The following is an 18,580-nucleotide window of genomic DNA, read 5'->3' as shown; positions in this document are numbered from 1 at the left end:
CATCGCTCATCAGCCGCCATTCTGTGCACCTCCCGGCAGCTGATGAACGATGGTGGTTATGCGGTTGTACCTCTGTGAAAAACCTTCCCAGGCCAAAGACATTGCGGCCGTGCTTGGCGCCCGGCGTCGCGGCGACGGCTGCTGGCTGGGAACGGACGTCACGGTGACCTGGTGCATCGGCCATCTGCTGGAAACCGCGCCGCCGGATGCCTACGACGCGCGCTACAAGCGCTGGGTGCTGGCGGATCTGCCGATCATTCCGGACAAATGGAAGATGACCGTCAAACCGCGCACGGCCAGTCAGTACAAGGCCGTCAAACGCTTGCTCAGTGAGGCCGATGAATTGGTGATCGCCACGGATGCCGACCGTGAGGGCGAAATGATCGCCCGGGAACTGGTGGAGCATTGTCGTTATCGCGGGCCGATCCAGCGGTTGTGGCTGTCGGCGCTGGACGATGCGTCCATTCGCAAGGCGTTGGCCGCGCTGAAGCCGGGGGCGGAGACGTTCAGCCTTTATCATTCGGCATTGGGCCGCTCACGGGCCGACTGGCTGATCGGGATGAACATGAGCCGGTTGTTCACCTTGCTGGGGCGCCAGTCCGGTTATCAGGGCGTATTGCCGGTCGGCCGGGTGCAAACGCCAACCCTGCGGCTGGTAGTGGATCGCGACCGCAGCATTGCCGATTTCGTCCCCGTGGCTTACTGGGCCATCGACGTGCAACTGCTGCACGACGGCACGGCGTTCACCGCACAGTGGCGCGCGACCTCCGACGCTTGCGACGATCAGGATCGCTGTCTCAATCAGGCGCTGGCGCAACAAGCGGCGGCGGCGATTGGCAACGCGGCGAGTGCCCGGGTGATCAAGCTACGCACCGAGCGGATGCGTGAAGTAGCGCCGCTGCCGTTCGATCTGGGCACCTTGCAGGAGGTCTGCTCGAAGAAGCTTGGCCTCGGCGCCCAGGAAACGCTCGACATCGCCCAGGCGCTCTACGAAACCCACAAGGTCATTACCTATCCGCGCAGTGATTGTGGCTATCTACCGGTCAGTCAACACAGTGAAGCGCCAGGTATTCTGGCAGCGTTGAGGCAGGCTGATCCCGCCCTCAACGCCTTGCAGGACTACCTGGAACCTCAGCGGCGCTCACGGGCGTGGAACGATGCGAAAGTCAGCGCTCACCACGGCATCATCCCCACTGCCGCCGCGAAGAATCTTGATCGGCTGGCGGGCAAGCAGCGCGCGGTCTACACCCTGATTCGTGCGCGCTACCTGGCACAGTTTCTGCCCAATCATGAATACGACCGGACCCAGGCCGACTTCGACTGTGCCGGCGAAGCCTTGCGTGCCGTCGGCAAGCAGATCGTCGAACCCGGCTGGAAACGCGCCCTGCCCGAGGCCCTCGCACCGGCCAAGGGCCGCGAAGCACCGGCGCCGCAAACATTGCCAACATTGGCCGAAGGGCGAGAGTGCGCGGTGGCCGACGTGAAGCTCAAGGACCTCTGGACCCAACCGCCCAAACCGTTCACCGAAGGCGATCTGATCAAGGCGATGAAGAACGTCGCCAAACTGGTGGAAGACCCCCTGCTCAAGCAGAAACTCAAGGACACCACCGGGATTGGCACCGAAGCCACCCGTGCCTCGATCATCCAGGGCCTGCTCGACCGTGGTTACCTGATCAAGAACGGCAAGGCCCTGGCCGCGACCCCGGCCGCTTTCAGTCTGATTGATGCGGTGCCGCGCGCCATTGCCGATCCGGGCACCACGGCGATCTGGGAACAGGCGCTGGACATGGTGCAAAGCGGCGAAATGAGCCTGGAAGAGTTCGTCACCAAACAAGCCGCGTGGATGAGCAAGCAGGTTGCCCGCTGCGCCGGCCTGAGCCTGACCATCAGCGGCCCGGCAAGCCCTGCCGGGCGCGGTGCCGCACCGTGGAAAAACAAAAGCAAACCGGCCAAGCGCAAACCCGCGACCGCTAGCAAACGCACAGCAAAACCGGCGAGCAAGGCTTGATCGAGCGATGGTCTACTGTTCATCTGATCCGGCGACATCAGGAGCGACCCCGCATGCCCACGATAGAACTGCACGCCGCACAGCGCGATGAACTGGAGACCATTGAAAACCTGATGCAGTTCTACCTGCACGACTTCAGTGAATGGCTGCCACTGAAACTCGGTGCGAACGGTTTCTTCAACATCCAGGACCAACAGGATTACTGGCGAAACCCCACCACTCGCCCGAATCTGATCAAGGTCGACGGGGAACTGGCCGGTTTCGTGACCGTGGATGACCACACCCATCTGACCGGTGCCGAATACAACATCGGCTACCTGTTCGTCAGCCGCCGCTTTCGTGGCCAAGGTGTCGCGACGTTTGTCGTTTCCACCCTCTTGAGCCAGTTCCCCGGTCAATGGCAGATTTTCCACATCGACGCCAATCAGTCCGCGCGGTTGTTCTGGGCCGGTGTGATCGACGATCTCGCCGGTGGCGCGTACACACGGCATCAGCAGCCGGTAGACGATTACCCCTGCACCTTTTACCGCTTCCAAAGCTCGCCACCATCGTCCTGAGTGGCGCTTTCCGGTTCCGCTTTCTCATTCCATTCAGCTTTGTCCGACAATATGTAGTGCTTGAAAATAATCACTACAAAACCGTTGACGCCTCCGATTTGCCCTTGCATGATGCAGACATCTCCCCGATCGGGAGTACGGCAACATGTTTGAGCAAGCTCGTCTGACCGCCGAGCTGTTTTTCCCGGATACACGCTGCCCACAAGGCAGATTGAAGAAGCTGACCTGGCCCGAACGTCCAGTACAAGGACGAGAAGCGCTGGCGATCAATCCTCATGAAGCTTGTGACCGACCCTGAAAACGTCGGTAGTGGACTGAAGGTTTTCGCTGCTTCTCTTCGTTGTGACGCTATTGCGTAGCAGTTATTCAACACGACTACATGCAACAGACGCGGAACCCCGTCATTTCGGCGGCCGACCGCTGACGTCCTGGTTTCGGTGCCAGGGATCAACTAACCGATGGGCTACCTGTATTAGCGAATCAACTTTGAAAGATCACCAAATGGTCAAGGGGCTTTATTATGAATCTGAACAATCAACCTACCATCGACGAACTGGCTCGTATGTTCGCTGCGCAAAAAGACAGCCAGGACAGCCATATCCTGTGGATCAGCAAGTCGGGCCAGGTGCATATCGACTGCCTGTCGCCGCATGCCCATGAAGCCGAGTTCGACCAGAACAACCAGAACCTGCTGGCCCGACTGAAGATGTACCGTCGCGGCCAGGGCTATGTCGGCAAGAAAGCCGCAGCCGACAAGGACTTCATCGGTAATGTTCTGCAAACGCTGAAACAGGCCTGGGCCTCACTGCAGAACCAGAATGAAGTTCGGGTGATTGACCGGTTCTACTGATAATCCAACACCATAAAAAAGGCCCCGCTCGAATGATCGAGCGGGGCCTTTTTGTTTGTCTCCACTGTGCCAAACGAAGCTATCGTTAAGCGTATGCGCTGTTGGTCTCTGGAGACTTGCGATGAAAAATAACCTGGTATTCCTGATGTTGCTGGTTATGACGAATGCTGCTCAGGCAAACAGCGTCGCCGGTGTCCCGTCATTCGCGGTGGAGTGCCCCGGCAAGTTCCTCGTCCAGGCGGATCAGGATGGACCGGTAATGATCAACAACAAGGAAGCCGAAACCAAAGCCATCAACGATCGTCGCTTCGAAGCCAAGGGTTCCGGCATCACGTTGTCCATCGTCCTGGCCGATGACGACTCGGTGGCCGTGTCCTCCACCGGCAAGGCCCCCAATGGTGTGTGCCAATCAGTTGATGACTGACGTCGACAACACCAGTTCCATAAAGGCCGCCGACGCCGCACTGTGATAATTATTTTTACGCCGCAGCAGCGCAGCCCCGCGCTTGGGCGCCTCTCCCAGCAACGGAATCCTGTGCAACGCGCGGTCCTGAGTAGCGATGGCTTCCGGCAGGATGGTGGCGATGGCCGTGTGCCGGAGGACTTCCAGCAACGTGCTCACCGAGTTCACCTCGATCACCACTTCAGGTGTGATCCGCTCTTGGGCGAAGTACTCATCGATACGGGTGCGGGTGACGAAGTCCTGCGTCAGTAACGCAAACTCCAGCTGCGCCACCGCTTCAGCGGATAACGCGACACGGCTTTCGTACAGCGGATGATCCCGCCCCACCATCACCCCGAGCGTCTCGGTAAAGGCCGGGATCGACTCGATGTCGGCATGCCTGACCTCATTAAACGCAATGGCGATGTCCAGTGAGTCATCCAGCAGCCCGGCTTCGATGTCGTCCATCGACAACTCGAAAATCTGCAGATGGATGTTTGGATAGCGCGCCACGTAGTCGCGCACTAACGGCCCGACCAGATACGCCATGAAGGTCGGCGTCATCGCCAGCCGCAACGTCCCGCGGGACAAATCCTTCACGTCATGCAGCGCCCGTTTGCCCGCCTCCAGTTCCACCAGCACCCGCCGAGCGCACTCGATGTAGGCCTGGCCGGCGTCGGTCGGTTTGACCGTGCGCGAGGTACGGTCAAAGAGGCTCACTCCCAGGGTTTCTTCCAGTTGGCGGATCTGTTGCGACAAGGTCGGTTGGGACACGTGCAGCGCCTCGGCAGCACGGGTGAAACCGCCGTGATCGGCGACCGCCAGCAAATAGCGCAAATGTCGGAGCAACATCAGGATTCAACCTATAGGCAAGACTTATGCAAAGCATTGTATATCGGTCTTGGACGCTATGAATCAATCGGCAGAAGATGGCTTCACACCCAAGCAACGCCACCCCGACAGGAGAAACCCCATGCAACAGTCCCACGCTTACAACGACCCGAGTCTGGCCCTGACCACGTCGATCCTCGATGCCAAGGCGCGGAAAAACCTGTCGTGGCAGGACCTGACCGACTGCACCGGCCTTGGTCTGGCCTACGTCACCGCCGCCCTGCTCGGTCAGCATCCACTGCCGGAAGCCGCCGCCAAAGTGATTGGCGAAAAGCTCGACCTGGACGCCGACGCCGTTAACCGCCTGCAAATCATCCCGCTGCGCGGCAGCCTCTCGGGTGTCCCGACCGATCCGACCATCTACCGCTTCTACGAAATGATCCAGATCTACGGCACCACCTTGAAAGCCCTGGTTCATGAGCAATTCGGCGACGGCATCATCAGCGCGATCAACTTCAAGCTCGACATGAAGAAAGTCGAAGACCCGGAAGGTGGCTCCCGCGCCGTGATTACCCTCGACGGGAAATTCCTGCCACTGCGTCCTTTCTAAGTGGATACCGGCCCGCACAGAGGTGCGGGCCAAACCCGACTCACCCATGAGGACATCGCTATGAAAACGCTTATCGAAGGTTTTTTGAAGTTCCAGAAGGAAGCCTTTCCGCAACGCACCGACCTGTTCAAACACTTGGCCACCACGCAACACCCCGGCACGTTGTTCATCACCTGCTCCGACAGCCGTGTCGTGCCGGAACTGCTGACCCAACAAGAACCCGGTGAACTGTTCGTGATCCGAAACGCTGGCAATATCGTGCCTTCCTACAGCCCGCATCCGGGCGGTGTATCGGCCACGGTCGAATACGCGGTTGCCGTGCTGGGCGTCACCGACATCGTGATCTGCGGCCATTCGGATTGCGGCGCGATGACCGCCGTCGCCAGCTGCAAATGCATGGACCACCTGCCCGCCGTCAGCGGCTGGTTGCAACACGCCGAGTCAGCAAAAGTGATCAACGAGTCCCGGCCTCACGCCAGTGACGCGGCAAAGGTAAGTTCCATGGTGCGGGAAAACGTGATCGCCCAACTGGCCAACATCCAGACACATCCGAGCGTGCGCCTGGCTCTGGAAAAAGGCCTGCTGAACCTGCACGGCTGGGCTTATGACATCGAAACCGGTTCGATCGATGCGCTGGATGCCAACAGCCGCACGTTCGTGTCGCTGATCGAACACCCGACCACCTGTGCCGTGCACGGCAAAGCGATGGAAGCGGCTTGATGAATGCCGCGACTGGAGCTCGAGTATCAGGCGCTGGCTGAGCAGCGCGCCCGGTTCACGGGAGCGCTGCTCAGCCAGCTTCATTTGTCGTCCGGTTTGGTTGACGATGATGGCCTGATCTCCGGGTTTTCCTCGGCGTTCGGCGGTGTTGGAAAGCTTCCGGGCGTGAACACGTGAGTCAGCAATTCCCTGCCATCGATTTCGACGACACCATGAACCGTGCGGGCCAGCGCAACGGCCTGCTCACACTGTTTATGGGTGTTGACTCGACCACTCAACATCACCGTGCCCGCAAGGGTTTTGACATGGACGTGCAGGCCAAGGGTCGGATCGGCCAACGCTATGGCCGACTTCACCCGGGCGGTCAGCCACGCGTCGTGTGCGGCCATTTCCAGCTGATGAGAGTAATGCTCGAAGGATTGAAGTTTCATGGCGGAACCTCTGTCTCAAGACACAGACGCAGACACCGTTAATTATAGTGCGGTCTGCGCTATCGGTCGGATACTCAGCGTTTGACCGACAGATCCGTCTGCGTCATGCGACTACGGATTGTAAACACCCCATCTCCCGAGAGAATCGCGCTGCGGGCAAACAGGCGGCCGCTCTCCCAGTTCGAAAGACCCAGTTCCGGTTTGTTCAGCGCGTATTGCCCGTCGACCCAACGCGTGATCCCGTTGCCGACAAACGGCGCGTTGACCGCGTTGTAGAAACGTTCATGGGCCTCGGCATTTTCACTGATCAACGACACGGTGAATTGCGGGCTGTAGCGATTGAACAAGGCGATGGCGCTGTCCAGGTCGTCGACGATTTTCAGGCTGACTTCCGGGGTTTCTTCCCATTCCCACTCGCGGCCCAATTGATCTTCGGGCAACGGTTCGGCCAACGCTTCAGTTTGATAACCTTCGGCGCGGCAGACCTCGACCGTCGCGTTCCTCCAATCGTAAGGCAAGTACGACTGGCTGCCCTCGACGATGTGCAGCTTGCAGCCCTCATCCCGTGCGGTGCCAGCCTGTTTCAAGGCGCGCAGAAACAGCGGCACCAGTTCGGCGGCGCGGTCGCGATGAATCAGGCAGACGTTCAAGGTGTTGCAGACTTTGCGGTCCAGGGAATTGCGCACGACGGCGGCAAAACGCTGGGCGTCGGCGTCCTTGTCGGCGATCAGCCAGGCGCCACCGGTGCCATGCAGGCTGACGGCGGTGCCGGCCTGTTGGGCGATGCTGCCCAATTGGCTGACGGCACGCCCCGAACCACGGGCCACCGCCAGCGACAGGCGCCGGTCCGCGAACATGGCCCAACCGGCGGCGTGATTGACACTTTCCACCAACGACACTGCGCCCACCGGCAATCCGGCGTCACTCAATGCCGGGTTCAACGCGTGAGTGACGATGGCTTGCGCCGTGCCCAAGGCATCGCTGCCAATGCGCAGCACGGCGGTGTTGCCGGTGCGCAATACGCCCGCTGCGTCGGCAAAGACATTAGGCCGGCCTTCGAAGACGAAAGCGACAATGCCCAGGGGCGAAACCACCTGCTCGACCTTCCAGCCGTCATGCTCGACGCAGCTGATCACTTTGCCGCGCGTGGCGGGCGCATCGCGCCAGGCCCTGAGGCCCGCGATCATGTCGCGGCGCATGCGCTCATCGGCCAGCAACCGCGTGGTCGAGCGTCCACGTGACTTGGCCCATTCGATGTCAGCGCGGTTGGCAGCCTCGATCAAATCCCAGCAGTCCTGATCTTCAAGGCGCTGGGCAAAGCAGTCGAAGAACGCACTGATCGCCTGATCCGAAACGGCGGCCATCGCCGTAAACGCCGCTTCGGCCCGCTCGATCGCTACCGCCGCCGCTTTCTGGTCCGCGACGGGAATCAGCAGCAACTCACCGCTGACCTGCTCCACCAGCAAGTGGTCCCCGGGCTGAAAGCGCAAGGCCAGTTCGGGGCTGACCACAGTGACGCGGTTACCAGCGAAAGGGATCGGCGTGCCAGCGACTAGACGTTCGAGCGCAAGAGACATGAAGCGGTTTCACCATGCAGGGGGCGGCCAGAAAATGTATAGCAAATTTCCGGGAGCGTCATTAACCGGCAGGCATCCGGCTCAGTGCAACCGGTGATCGCAATCCCCGCTGCCCGTCGTCCCGCGCCCCTACGCTAATAGAGGGGCATCAGCGTTTCCTGTTTTCCGAGGAGGCCGTCATGAACGATGAATTCAGAAGTCATGGCGCGGCGCTGGACGATGAAGGTCTGGCGGATGCGCTGGACCTGGCCAAAGTCAGTGCAGCGCAACTCTGGGCCGTTTTAGCAGTAGAAACCTCCGGCAACGGATTTTTTACCGATCGCCGTCCAAAAATCCTTTATGAGCGTCACGTTTTCAGCCGGCTCACCCAACGACGGTTCGACGCACAACACCCCGACATCAGCAACAAGCAACCCGGCAACTATGGTGCATCGGAGTCGCATCAATACGACCGTCTGAACATGGCCATGAGCCTGGACAGGGACGCTGCCCTGCAAAGTACTTCATGGGGACTGGGCCAGACGATGGGGTTCAATTTCCGCCAAACGAACTCGGCGGATGTCGAGGCGATGGTCAAAAGGATGGTGGCTGGTGAAAACGAACAGTTGCTTTGCGCCATTGGCGAACTGATCGAGGGCGGTTCTGTGAAACCCTTGCGCGCCAAGGACTGGGCCAACTTTGCACGGATTTACAACGGCCCCAATTACGCCATCAACAACTACGACTTGCGGCTCAGCGCTGCGTATCAGAAGTTCTCCTATGGCGGGACGCCGGACCTGAGGATCCGCATGGCGCAGGCCTATTTGACCTACCTCGGCTGGCATCCCGGTCCTGTCGACGGCATCGTCGGCAAACAGACCCGGGATGCGATGAATCTGTTTCAGGCAAGAGAGGATCTGGATCTCACCACGGTGCTCGATGACGGAACGCTGGAGCGTTTACGCATGCGCGTCGAAGCATTGCCGCTCTGACCTGCCGGTACACCGCTAGAACACCGACCAGCCAATCCGCTGGCTCAGCAACTCCAGCGCGGCCATGCCCGCGAGCGAGTTGCCAGCGGTGTTCAGTTCCGGCGACCAGACGCACACCGTGAACTGCCCCGGCACCACCGCGACGATCCCGCCGCCCACGCCGCTCTTGCCGGGCAGGCCGACGCGATAGGCGAAGTTGCCCGCCTCGTCGTAGAGGCCGCTGGTGGCCATGATCGAGTTGACTTGCTGGGTCTGGCGGGCGCTGAGGATCTGTTCGCCGCTGTGCTTGCAGAAACCGTCGTTCGCCAGGAAGCAGAACGCCCGGGCCAGATCCACGCAACTCATGCGCAGGGCGCAATGGCTGAAGTAACTGCGCAACACCGCTTCGACGTCGTTGTGAAAGTTGCCGAAGGATTGCATCAGGTAGGCCATGGCGGCGTTGCGCGCACGGTGTTGGTATTCGGATTCGGCGACCTTGCCGTCCACCATCACCTGCGGGTTGCCCGACAGGCGCCGGACGAAATCGCGCATCGACAAGGCCGGTGCGGCAAAACGCGACTGGTTGATGTCGCAGATCACCAGCGCGCCGGCGTTGATGAACGGATTGCGCGGGCGCCCGCGCTCGAACTCCAGTTGCACCAGCGAGTTGAACGGCTGGCCGGAAGGCTCGTGGCCCAGGCGTTGCCAGATGGCTTCGCCAGAATGATCGATGGCCTGCACCAGGCTGAACACCTTGGAAATACTCTGCACCGAGAACGGCGTGTGGGCGTCGCCGGCGCAAAACAGCTCGCCATCGTTGCCATACACGGCAATGCCCAACTGATTGGCCGGCACCGTGCCGAGGGCGGGAATGTAATCAGCCACCTTGCCCTGACCGATCAGGGGCCGAACTGCTTCAAGGATCTCGTTCAACAGCGCTTGCATGCCGGGTTCCGAAGTCTCGCCCCATGGGATTGCGGGGACACTGACGCTAGACGCTGTCGGTCAGCAGCGGATCACAGATTGCCTGAACACAATCTTGTAAACACCGCTCCCACAGTGATTTGCGTTGGCTGTGTATCAGTGTGTATACAGCACCGTTCCTGACACACCCCGCCCATAAAACCCCGCACCAACGACACATCACGGATACACCCGATTGATGAAATGTGCCTGTCGATTGGCTTAGCCGATCAAAGCGCTCAACTCACTCAATGCTACGGAGTATCACCATGTTCAAGCTCTCTACTTCCTCCCTGACCCTCGGCCTGATCATCGCGGGCGGCCTGGCCCTGTCCAACGTCGCGTCGGCTTCCGAGTCCGAAGCGTTCAGCATGAAACAGCTGGCTCACGGCTACAGCCAGGTTCAGGCCGACACCGCGGAAAAACCGGCTGAAGGCAAATGCGGCGAAGGCAAGTGCGGTGCCAGCGAGTAATCCCTGCGCGGGGCCGTCGGACCCCGCATCCCTGACTGAACGGAGACCACGTCCATGAACGCTGCAATCTCGTCGGCCGTGAAAGGCCTGCACCTGAACCTTGATCGTGCCGGTAGCTGGCTCGCCTCCCTGACTTTAAGGGTGTTCATCGCCTGGGAATTCTTCGAGTCGGGCCTGGAAAAGTGGAATGGCGACAACTGGTTCGCCGACATCCAGGACCGCTTCCCGTTTCCCTTCGACCACGTGCCCGCCACGCTGAACTGGGAACTGTCGATGTGGGCCGAACTGATCTGCGCACTCGCCATCCTTGTCGGACTGGGCACGCGGATTTCCGCCATCGTGTTGATCGTGGTCACTGTCGTGGCGACCGCTGCCGTTCACTGGCCGGCCGATTGGTCTACATTGAGTGAGCTGGCCCAAGGTTATGCCATCAGCAACAAGGGGCACGGCAACTTCAAACTGCCGCTGATCTACCTCGCCGCCCTGATGCCGCTGTTGCTCTCGGGTGCAGGCAAGCTCAGCCTCGATGCGTTGCTGGCCCGATTCTTCTGGCGTCGCAACAATCGCTGAAATGTTAATGTGGCAAGCTGCACCTCCCACCTCACTTGCGTAGACAGGAGCCACCATGAGCGTGACCACCCAATGGATCGAGATCGACAGCGCCGAAGGTAAATTCGGCGCTTACCTGGCCATTCCGCATACCCAAAAAGGCCCGGGGATCGTGCTGATCCAGGAGATCTTCGGCGTCAACGAACACATCCGTTCCGTCGCCGAGCAATACGCCGCCGACGGCTACCTGGTGATCGCGCCGGACCTGTTCTGGCGCAGCGGCCACCGTATCGAACTGACCTACGATGAAGCCGGCTGGAAACGCGCCGTCGAATTGATGAATGCCACTGACGTCGACAAGGCGCAGAAGGACATCGAACTGGCCATCGACGCCCTGAAAGCCCAACCGGGCCTGGACGGCGGGATCGCTTCCATCGGCTACTGCTTTGGTGGCCTGCTCTCGTACCACACCGCCGCCAACGGGCTGGTGGACGTGGCCATCGCCTATTACGGCGGCGGCATCCAGAATCAACTGGACCGTGCCGATGAAATCGAAGTGCCGCTGCTGATGCACTTCGGTGAACGGGACAGCCACATTTCCCTGGAAGCCGTCGAGAACATCGCCGAGCGCTTCGACACCAACGATAACGTTGAAATCGTCGTGTACCCGGAAGCCGAGCATGGCTTCAACTGCTCGCACCGCGACAGCTACAACCAGCGCGCCGCAGCCGAGGCCCATGGCAATACGTTGATCTTTTTGGGTATGGAACTGTAAGGCCGACGCCCACGAAAAAGGCACCTTCATCCAACGATGAAGGTGCCTTTTTTGTTCGTGGCGATGCTTACTGGGTCACTTCTTCCGTTTGGGCAGCGACAGCCGGCTTCGGCTGAGCCGTGCGTTCATGCACATGGCGATGGGGCGTGCGGTCGATGTTAAGGCTCAGGATTTCCGGACGGCTGTAGTGACCGCGGCCATCCATCTGGCGCTTGCGAATTTCGATCTGGAACAAGTCGATGTCGGCAATGACTTCGCCTTCACCTTCGGTCAGCGCGCCGACGACTTCACCTTGTGGATCGATGATCGCGGTGTAGCAGCCGCCGGAGATCGGGCCGATCTCGCAACCGGTGTCGGCCATGATTTGTGCCTGCTGTTCCGGGTACAACCAGGCCGTCGAGTTCACCACGAAGCACGCCGACTCCAGCGCGTGCATGCGGATGCTGACTTCCATCTGCCGGGTGAACCGCTCACCGGCGAACGAACCGGGGTACATCGCGGCGTGGATCTGTTCGCCGTCTTCTATCAAGGCGTAACGCGCCAGCGGGTTGTAATGTTCCCAACAGGCCAGTTGCCCGATGCGGCCGACAGCGCTGTCGGTGGCACGCAGGCCGGAACCGTCGCCCATGCCCCAGATCATGCGTTCGTGATAGGTCGGCGAAATCTTGCGACGTGCCTGAATCAAGGTGCCATCCGCATCGAACAGCAACTGAGTGTTGTAGAGGGTGCTGCCATCGCGCTCGTTGACGCCGATGGACACCACCATATTGGCTTCTTTGGCGGCTTTGCCGATTGCATCGGTGGTCGCAGAAGGCACGACGACTGCCTGGTCCAGCAATTTGTAGTGCTCATCGCCCATTTTGAACGGGGCCTGCACAAAGGAAAAATACGGGTAGTACGGCACCACGGTTTCAGGGAAAACGGCGAACTGCACGCCCTTCTCGCCGAGTTCACGAATCTTGTTGACGACCTTTTCTACAGTGCCTTCACGGCTGTAGAGCACAGGAGCGATCTGGACGGCGGCGGCTTTGACGATGGTCATGGCGGTGATCTCATTGAGGGAATGGGCTTCAACGAGATCTAGATTACGGAAATAATATTTTGTCTTAAATGTCGAATACGCAACCTTTTAGGACAAACCGTTTCTGTGAATCAATTGGATTTAGCGACTGCTACGCAGCCGAGCGGGACGGTGCGGCGTTCCGACAAGCTCCCTCGCCACAGTAGAGCGCTCGGTTTTAGATTTTCGTTTATCGCCCGACATCAACCTCGATTGGCCCGCTGGATGACTTGCGGCGGTTGGCCGAACGCGCGGATGAACGCCCTGCGCATACGTTCCCGATCACCAAAACCCGTCTCTGTCGCCACCACATCGATGGCGTGCCGGCCGGTTTCCATCATCAGACGCGCGGCCTCCACCCGCAGGTTCTCGACAGCCTTGGCCGGTGATTGACCGGTTTCGGCATGGAATACGCGACTGAACTGTCGCGGGCTGAGGTTGGCCGCGCTGGCCAGCGCCTCGACCGACAGCTCGGACTTCAGGTTCTGCTTGGCGTAGATCAACGCGGACTGGATGCGGTCAGTCTTGGGCTCGAGTTCGAGCATCACCGAAAATTGCGACTGCCCGCCCGCGCGTCGGTGGTAAACCACTAATTGCCGGGCTACGCGCCGCGCCACTTCGGCGCCCAGATCCTTTTCAACCAGCGCCAGCGCCAGATCGACGCACGCGCTCATGCCCGCCGCAGTCCAGACGTTACCGTCGTTGATGAAGATCCGGTCTTCTTCCACCCGCACTTTCGGGTACGCCCGCTGCAATGCCGGTGCATGACACCAGTGCGTGGTCGCCCGCCGGCCATCCAGCAAACCCGCTTCGGCCAATGCAATGGCTCCGGTGCAAATGGATCCCAGGCGTCGGGTGGTCCGACTGGCGCTGCGCAAAAACTCCACCATGCCGGGCGAGACGGGACGGATCAGGTTGTCACCCATCACCAGCAGCGTGTCGAACGGACGATGGTCGAACGCAGTGGTCTCCACGCCGAAACCGGCAGAGGTCTGCACGGTACCGCCGTGCTCGGACAGCAAGGTGATGGTGTACATCGGTTGGTCGGCGGCACCGTTGGCCATTTCGAAGGCCGCACACATGGCCAGCCCCAGCACCTGGAATTCGGGGTAAACGATGAGGCCGATTTTGTGCATGGCGGCAGTCTCTTTATGACCGTAAAGGAGGCTAGATAGCTTTTCTGGCCATCGAATTTGCACTGTACGCCCGAATCACGTCTATACCTAACGGAAAGCCGCTGTCCGACAACATGAGGCGCAGGCCGTGGACACCAAGGGATCTGGCATCAATCTGGCGTTTTGGCTGCCAGGCAGCGCCGTCATCCTCAGCCTGGTGGTGTCGATGTTTGCGCTCAACCGCGAACCGTTCCTTGAGCCGCGGCCCATCGGCGCGCAATTCCAGGCGCAACTGCCCATCGAAGCAAGACTCTGGCAGGACCCTTTCGATGCAGTCGAGCGGTATCGCAAGAAGCTCACGGACAGCAAGAATCCGGATGCCGAAAAGGTATGCAGTCCCGACCTGTCGCCCCTGACCGGTGATAAAACAGCCCCCGACCTCATGGTCGCGCTGGTCGAAGGCGGTCCGTATGCCGACGAAGTCGAACGGCGGCGACGCATGCGTTATGCACTGCTGGCGGGGTTCAAGAATTCTCACCGCGTGCCCGATCAGGAGCAGTACATCCACTGCCTGAGACTCGCCGCCAACCTGTCGCTTGAAGCCCCGCAAAAAAGCGCGTTCGTCGACGCACCTTATGAAGTTTTCGTCTCCAACCCCTTCGATCCGCCGACATCACTCGAAGGGGCTGCACCGCCACCTGAGCGCACGATCGTGTTCTGGCTGAAACAGGACGCGCTCGGCTCAACCCCGCTGCAACAACTGGAAACCCTGCGCGCCAGCCTGAAAAGCAAAGTCGCGGCGGCGTGCTCGCCAACGCCGTGCGCCGAGCCCCCTGGCGATGTCGTGCTGAAAGTCATCGGTCCCTCGACCTCAACCGTGCTGCGCGACATGCTTCAGGACCAGGACATCGGCAAGGCCACACCGACCGTGGAAATCTACTCACCGCTGGCAACGGCCGATAACGAGACACTGGATCGCGGTTACCAGAAGCGTTCGCCACCGCTGGAAACAAAAGCATCCATGAAGTTGCTGCGCACCGTCAGCGACGACGGCACCATGACGCAACTGCTGCTCGATGAGCTGAAGTTGCGCCGGGTGGACCCGGCCACCGGCGTGCGTTGCAGTGAAGGCAAGCTGAGTCGAATCGGCTCGCCCTGCACTCGCGATCTGCGCCGCAGCGGCAATCGCATCGCCCTGATTTCCGAGTGGGACAGTTTCTACAGCCGTGCCCTGATCGAAAGCTTCAAGACGCAAGTGGCCAACGATGCGCGCCTGGGCCGCGATGAAAAGAACCAGCGGGACGTAGTCGATCAGTGGATTTTGCGCTTCAGCTATTTGCGCGGTCTGGACGGGCGCCTGCCGGAGGAGTCGGCGAGCAACGATAAAACCGCCAGCAGCGATGCCAGTAAAAACACCGCAGGCGCCAACCAGATAGATCTCAGTCCGCTGGAGAAGTCCGACGGCAATTCCCAGCTCGATTACCTGCGGCGCCTCGCCGATCACATCGCCAACGAGGACGCGGCCTATCGACGCAACGGCGAAAGCGGCATCGGCGCAATTGGCGTACTGGGCGTCGATGCCTACGACAAGCTGCTGGTGTTGCAGGCACTCAAAAGCCGGATGCCGTACAAACTGTACTTTTCCACCGACCTCGACGCCCGCATGCTGCAACGGGGTCAGGCGCAAACCACGCGCAACCTGATACTGGCGGCGCCCTACGGACTGACGCTGACACGCGCCTTGCAACAAGACGTGCCGCCGTTTCGCGACAGCCTGCAAAGTGCCGTGTTCATTTCGGTGCTGGCCGCGCTGGCGCCGCAATCCTTCGACGCCAAACGGGCGAAGTTCGACTACTCCAAATCGGAGCTGCTGTCGCCGGGCATTTACGAAGTGGGCATCAGCGGCTTCATTCCTTTGGCGAGCCGGCTGACCGCCTCGCGCCCGGCCAACTGCGAGGCACCGACGCAATCCCAATCCGATCGCGGCGTGCGCCCGCACGACCTGATGGCGCTGCGCTGCCTCCAGGACCCATCGCCGCCGCCCTACCCTGAGCCCTCGAAATCCATCCGCGAGCGTTTCAAGCAGGCCCAATCATTTTTCTGGGCCGGACCGCTGACGATCACCCTGCTGATCCTCGCCGGGTTCATTGTCTGGTGGCGGATCGAAGGCCCGCAGGATGATCACGACACCCGGCTGTCCTGGGTGCGAGGCGTGCCGATCACGCTGTACATGGTGGCGGCGGCCTGCGCCTTTATCGCCACGCGGTTCTGGCACGCGGAGTTTCTCTGGTTCACCTTTGTGCTGATCCTGCTAGGGATCGTCTCATCGAACCTGACCCGTCGCTCCACCAGGCAACTGGCGTCCGCCAAGGAGGCGACCGGCAGCGCAAGCACCGGTTTATACGACTCCCGGGCGTGGTACATCGTGGTGCCTTTGGTGATGTTTATTCTCGCGCTGATGCTGGCGTACCAGATGCGCAGCACGTTGACCGAAAACGGCCTCGGCGAACCGATGTTCCTGTTTGAAGGCATCAGTGCCTGGCCAACCGTGGCCCTGCGATTGCTGGCCGTGCTGATTTCCCTGTCGGCGCTGGCATGGGGCTGGCGCAACCTGCGCATCAACCGGGCCGAGATCGAAACCACGTTCCACTTGCACCTGCACATGCGCAAATACGAAATGACCTTGTGGGGACAATGCCGACGCCTGATTCGCCGGGGCAAAGGCTGGACATTGCGCCGCTGGTGCAACGAGCTGGGGCATTGCCTGCTGCGGATTTTTTTCCCGCTGCTGAGCGCCAGCGAAGAATGGTCCAAATCCTGCATCCCCGCTCAAGCCGCTTGCACGGACGGGCGCAAGATGATTTCCATTGCACGCTTCTGGGGTGAGCACTGCGTCTGCGGGTCGTTTGGCGCCCGCCTGTTGCGGGCCATTCTGGCCACATGGCTGTACGTCGTGGTGACCAGCGTACTGTTTGTCGTCTGGCCCATGGAAGGTACGCCGGTTCGCGGTGAATCAACGTGGTGGATGTGGAGCTGGCTGATTCCGACGCTGGTGTTCCAGATACTGGTGTTCTGGGTCGTGGACGCCAATCTGTTGCTGACGCGATTTATCCGCCACCTCAGCGAGCATCACGCGATCTGGCCCGGCAGCTTGCAACTGCAGCACCAGAAAATCTTCGGCACCCTCAGACATCCGTGCATCGACGAGTGGGTGGATCTACAGCTGATCGCCAAGCGCACGTCGGCGGTCAACCGCCTCATCTACGCGCCGACGGTGGTGATGTTGATTCTGCTGGCCTCGCGCAGCAGCCTGTTCGACAACTGGCCGACGCCGCCCGGCCTGATGATTTCATACCTGCTGACGGCGTTGGTGCTGCTCATCTCCGCGCTGTCGCTACGCCGCGCCGCAGAAAAAGCCCGCACGGTGGCCCTGCAACGGCTCGACGCCTACCTGCTGGAAAACGCCGACGCGACGCCGGGCTACGGGAAATTCAAAATGATCCGCGAGCGGGTCCCAACGCTCAACACCGGCTCGTTCTCGCGCTACGCCGAAGATCCGCTGATCCGCGCGCTGCTGCTGTCGCTCACCGGTATTGGCGGCTCGGCCGTTGTCGATGCGTTGAACTATGCGAAGTTTTAGCGGGGGGCGCGCCCGGCAATCAATGCCGGGTCATCAACCCATGCAGCACACCGAACCGCAAGCCGGGTTCGGAAGGTGTCATGTGCGAAACGCCGAAGACCTTGAACGCCGCCAGCATCAGCACCAGTCCACCCGGCAGAATGCTCAGGCGATGACTCTGCAAACCGGCCAGTCTGAGCTGTTTGACGTGCCCCACTTCCAGCAGGCGCAACGACAGGCGCAGCAGGCCGCTGTAGGTGATTCCGCTTTGGCCTTCGTCGTTCAAACCGTTGGCCTTGAGGACTTTGGCCAGCATGCGTGCGGTGCCTGAAGAACCGATCACCTGCTGCCAGCCCAGCGTGCGATAACGGCGCGCCACGCGTTCGAACTGCAGCGTGGCGACACGCTCGGCCTCCAGCAGTGCCGGGGCCGTGATGCGACCACCTTGAAAGTAGCGCGCGCCAAAGGTGCCGCTGCCGATGGCAATGCTCTCGGTCAACAGCGGTTGAGCGCCCTGCCCCAGAATCAATTCCGTGGAGCCGCCACCGATGTCGATGACCAGTCGCTTTCGCTCGGTGCCGGGAACCGTATGGGCCACACCGGCGTACACCAGCCGGGCTTCTTCATGCCCGGAAATCACATCAATCCGAAACCCCAGATGCCGTTCGGCGCTGGCCAGAAACAGCTGGGCGTTGTCGGCTTCGCGCACTGCGCTGGTGGCCACCGCCCGCACACGACCGGGCTCGAAGCCACGCAGCTTTTTGCCAAATCGCGCGAGTGCCTGCCATCCGCGATCCAGCGCCATTTCGTCCAGCGCGCCGCCCTGAAACCCCTCCGCCAACCGAACAGGTTCACGCAGGGTCTTCACTTCCTGGATCACCAGTTGCTGGTTCCGTTTGACCGACTGGCCGATCATCATGCGAAACGCGTTGGAGCCCAGGTCAATGGCCGCAAACAGGGAGGCGTCCCCTTTCATTGAGGTATTCCTTGCAAAATTCTTCTGTCAGCCGACCCAGGTCCGCTGAACGTTCAAGACGGTTTGCAAGAATT

At 60.5% G+C, this 18,580-nt stretch carries 18 protein-coding genes; 11 read left to right on the top strand and 7 right to left on the bottom strand.

The features are described 5' to 3' along the window. Positions 1 to 58 precede the first annotated feature (58 nt). The 4 genes from ACYZTL_RS01140 to ACYZTL_RS01125 all read left to right on the top strand — a co-directional run bounded on the left by ACYZTL_RS01140 (position 59) and on the right by ACYZTL_RS01125 (position 3,839). Positions 59 to 2,008 carry a DNA topoisomerase III gene (locus tag ACYZTL_RS01140; RefSeq protein WP_461950197.1) on the top strand — a complete coding sequence of 650 codons (1,950 nt, stop codon included), beginning with the start codon at positions 59 to 61 and terminating at the stop codon, positions 2,006 to 2,008. A gap of 53 nt (positions 2,009 to 2,061) precedes the next feature. After that, positions 2,062 to 2,565 carry a GNAT family N-acetyltransferase gene (locus ACYZTL_RS01135; RefSeq protein WP_461950196.1) on the top strand — a complete coding sequence of 168 codons (504 nt, stop codon included), beginning with the start codon at positions 2,062 to 2,064 and terminating at the stop codon, positions 2,563 to 2,565. 520 nt (positions 2,566 to 3,085) lie between these two features. Continuing rightward, a complete protein-coding gene (locus tag ACYZTL_RS01130) occupies positions 3,086 to 3,415 on the top strand; it encodes a hypothetical protein (protein ID WP_461950195.1) in 330 nt (109 codons plus the stop codon). 121 nt (positions 3,416 to 3,536) lie between these two features. Continuing rightward, a complete protein-coding gene (locus ACYZTL_RS01125) occupies positions 3,537 to 3,839 on the top strand; it encodes a hypothetical protein (protein WP_461950194.1) in 303 nt (100 codons plus the stop codon). On the opposite strand, the gene cynR is transcribed toward ACYZTL_RS01125, so the two are convergent. Further along, complete coding sequence (gene cynR, locus ACYZTL_RS01120) at positions 3,825 to 4,709, bottom strand: transcriptional regulator CynR (protein WP_461950193.1); 885 nt, start codon at positions 4,707 to 4,709, stop codon at positions 3,825 to 3,827. The genes ACYZTL_RS01125 and cynR overlap by 15 nt on opposite strands. Positions 4,710 to 4,830: 121 nt before the next feature. Here cynR and cynS point away from each other — a divergent pair, with 121 nt between their 5' ends. Together cynS and ACYZTL_RS01110 are read left to right on the top strand one after the other, a co-directional pair. Further along, positions 4,831 to 5,298, top strand: a complete 468-nt coding sequence (cynS, locus tag ACYZTL_RS01115; RefSeq protein ID WP_461950192.1) for a cyanase — start codon at positions 4,831 to 4,833, stop codon at positions 5,296 to 5,298. 60 nt (positions 5,299 to 5,358) lie between these two features. Beyond that, positions 5,359 to 6,018: a carbonic anhydrase gene (locus ACYZTL_RS01110; RefSeq protein WP_461950191.1), complete on the top strand. Its 660-nt coding sequence runs from the start codon at positions 5,359 to 5,361 to the stop codon at positions 6,016 to 6,018. Positions 6,019 to 6,098: 80 nt separating this feature from the next. Here the strand turns inward: ACYZTL_RS01110 and ACYZTL_RS01105 are convergent, their stop codons facing one another. Together ACYZTL_RS01105 and ACYZTL_RS01100 are read right to left on the bottom strand one after the other, a co-directional pair. Then, a complete protein-coding gene (locus tag ACYZTL_RS01105) occupies positions 6,099 to 6,449 on the bottom strand; it encodes a BON domain-containing protein (protein ID WP_461950190.1) in 351 nt (116 codons plus the stop codon). A 74-nt stretch (positions 6,450 to 6,523) separates the two neighbouring features. Then, positions 6,524 to 8,026, bottom strand: coding sequence for an aldehyde dehydrogenase family protein (locus ACYZTL_RS01100; RefSeq protein WP_461950189.1), 1,503 nt, complete (start codon positions 8,024 to 8,026; stop codon positions 6,524 to 6,526). Positions 8,027 to 8,205: 179 nt separating this feature from the next. Between ACYZTL_RS01100 and ACYZTL_RS01095 the strand changes: the two genes are divergently transcribed. After that, entirely contained in the window at positions 8,206 to 8,997 is a 792-nt protein-coding gene (locus ACYZTL_RS01095; protein WP_461950188.1) for an N-acetylmuramidase domain-containing protein, read from the top strand. A 15-nt stretch (positions 8,998 to 9,012) separates the two neighbouring features. Here the strand turns inward: ACYZTL_RS01095 and glsB are convergent, their stop codons facing one another. Beyond that, complete coding sequence (glsB, locus tag ACYZTL_RS01090; RefSeq protein ID WP_253427531.1) at positions 9,013 to 9,921, bottom strand: glutaminase B; 909 nt, start codon at positions 9,919 to 9,921, stop codon at positions 9,013 to 9,015. A gap of 287 nt (positions 9,922 to 10,208) precedes the next feature. Here glsB and ACYZTL_RS01085 point away from each other — a divergent pair, with 287 nt between their 5' ends. The 3 genes from ACYZTL_RS01085 to ACYZTL_RS01075 are packed head-to-tail and all read left to right on the top strand — an operon-like array spanning position 10,209 to position 11,736. Then, positions 10,209 to 10,412: an HvfA family oxazolone/thioamide-modified RiPP metallophore gene (locus ACYZTL_RS01085; RefSeq protein ID WP_046048963.1), complete on the top strand. Its 204-nt coding sequence runs from the start codon at positions 10,209 to 10,211 to the stop codon at positions 10,410 to 10,412. Positions 10,413 to 10,466: 54 nt separating this feature from the next. Next, positions 10,467 to 10,982, top strand: coding sequence for an HvfX family Cu-binding RiPP maturation protein (locus ACYZTL_RS01080; protein ID WP_461950187.1), 516 nt, complete (start codon positions 10,467 to 10,469; stop codon positions 10,980 to 10,982). A gap of 55 nt (positions 10,983 to 11,037) precedes the next feature. Next, entirely contained in the window at positions 11,038 to 11,736 is a 699-nt protein-coding gene (locus ACYZTL_RS01075; protein WP_461950186.1) for a dienelactone hydrolase family protein, read from the top strand. A gap of 67 nt (positions 11,737 to 11,803) precedes the next feature. On the opposite strand, the gene ACYZTL_RS01070 is transcribed toward ACYZTL_RS01075, so the two are convergent. Both ACYZTL_RS01070 and ACYZTL_RS01065 read right to left on the bottom strand, forming a co-directional pair. Further along, on the bottom strand, positions 11,804 to 12,778 hold the full coding sequence (locus ACYZTL_RS01070; protein ID WP_461950185.1) for a nitrilase-related carbon-nitrogen hydrolase: 975 nt from the start codon (positions 12,776 to 12,778) through the stop codon (positions 11,804 to 11,806). 221 nt (positions 12,779 to 12,999) lie between these two features. Continuing rightward, positions 13,000 to 13,932: a GlxA family transcriptional regulator gene (locus tag ACYZTL_RS01065; protein ID WP_461950184.1), complete on the bottom strand. Its 933-nt coding sequence runs from the start codon at positions 13,930 to 13,932 to the stop codon at positions 13,000 to 13,002. Positions 13,933 to 14,059: 127 nt separating this feature from the next. Here ACYZTL_RS01065 and ACYZTL_RS01060 point away from each other — a divergent pair, with 127 nt between their 5' ends. Next, positions 14,060 to 17,551: a hypothetical protein gene (locus ACYZTL_RS01060; RefSeq protein ID WP_461950183.1), complete on the top strand. Its 3,492-nt coding sequence runs from the start codon at positions 14,060 to 14,062 to the stop codon at positions 17,549 to 17,551. Between the two features lie 19 nt (positions 17,552 to 17,570). On the opposite strand, the gene ACYZTL_RS01055 is transcribed toward ACYZTL_RS01060, so the two are convergent. Further along, complete coding sequence (locus tag ACYZTL_RS01055) at positions 17,571 to 18,506, bottom strand: Ppx/GppA phosphatase family protein (RefSeq protein WP_461950182.1); 936 nt, start codon at positions 18,504 to 18,506, stop codon at positions 17,571 to 17,573. Positions 18,507 to 18,580 lie beyond the last annotated feature (74 nt).

It is taken from the genome of Pseudomonas sp. LB3P81 (genome assembly GCF_054897965.1).
Note: the sequence above shows the minus strand (reverse complement) of the source record. Positions and strands in the feature narration are given on the sequence as shown.

Coding starts and splice junctions, on each gene's coding strand:
- ACYZTL_RS01140 (WP_461950197.1), top strand. CDS start 59: ATGCGGTTGTACCTCTGTGAAAAACCTTCCCAGGCCAAAGACATTGCG.
- ACYZTL_RS01135 (WP_461950196.1), top strand. CDS start 2,062: ATGCCCACGATAGAACTGCACGCCGCACAGCGCGATGAACTGGAGACC.
- ACYZTL_RS01130 (WP_461950195.1), top strand. CDS start 3,086: ATGAATCTGAACAATCAACCTACCATCGACGAACTGGCTCGTATGTTC.
- ACYZTL_RS01125 (WP_461950194.1), top strand. CDS start 3,537: ATGAAAAATAACCTGGTATTCCTGATGTTGCTGGTTATGACGAATGCT.
- cynR (WP_461950193.1), bottom strand. CDS start 4,709: ATGTTGCTCCGACATTTGCGCTATTTGCTGGCGGTCGCCGATCACGGC.
- cynS (WP_461950192.1), top strand. CDS start 4,831: ATGCAACAGTCCCACGCTTACAACGACCCGAGTCTGGCCCTGACCACG.
- ACYZTL_RS01110 (WP_461950191.1), top strand. CDS start 5,359: ATGAAAACGCTTATCGAAGGTTTTTTGAAGTTCCAGAAGGAAGCCTTT.
- ACYZTL_RS01105 (WP_461950190.1), bottom strand. CDS start 6,449: ATGAAACTTCAATCCTTCGAGCATTACTCTCATCAGCTGGAAATGGCC.
- ACYZTL_RS01100 (WP_461950189.1), bottom strand. CDS start 8,026: ATGTCTCTTGCGCTCGAACGTCTAGTCGCTGGCACGCCGATCCCTTTC.
- ACYZTL_RS01095 (WP_461950188.1), top strand. CDS start 8,206: ATGAACGATGAATTCAGAAGTCATGGCGCGGCGCTGGACGATGAAGGT.
- glsB (WP_253427531.1), bottom strand. CDS start 9,921: ATGCAAGCGCTGTTGAACGAGATCCTTGAAGCAGTTCGGCCCCTGATC.
- ACYZTL_RS01085 (WP_046048963.1), top strand. CDS start 10,209: ATGTTCAAGCTCTCTACTTCCTCCCTGACCCTCGGCCTGATCATCGCG.
- ACYZTL_RS01080 (WP_461950187.1), top strand. CDS start 10,467: ATGAACGCTGCAATCTCGTCGGCCGTGAAAGGCCTGCACCTGAACCTT.
- ACYZTL_RS01075 (WP_461950186.1), top strand. CDS start 11,038: ATGAGCGTGACCACCCAATGGATCGAGATCGACAGCGCCGAAGGTAAA.
- ACYZTL_RS01070 (WP_461950185.1), bottom strand. CDS start 12,778: ATGACCATCGTCAAAGCCGCCGCCGTCCAGATCGCTCCTGTGCTCTAC.
- ACYZTL_RS01065 (WP_461950184.1), bottom strand. CDS start 13,932: ATGCACAAAATCGGCCTCATCGTTTACCCCGAATTCCAGGTGCTGGGG.
- ACYZTL_RS01055 (WP_461950182.1), bottom strand. CDS start 18,506: ATGAAAGGGGACGCCTCCCTGTTTGCGGCCATTGACCTGGGCTCCAAC.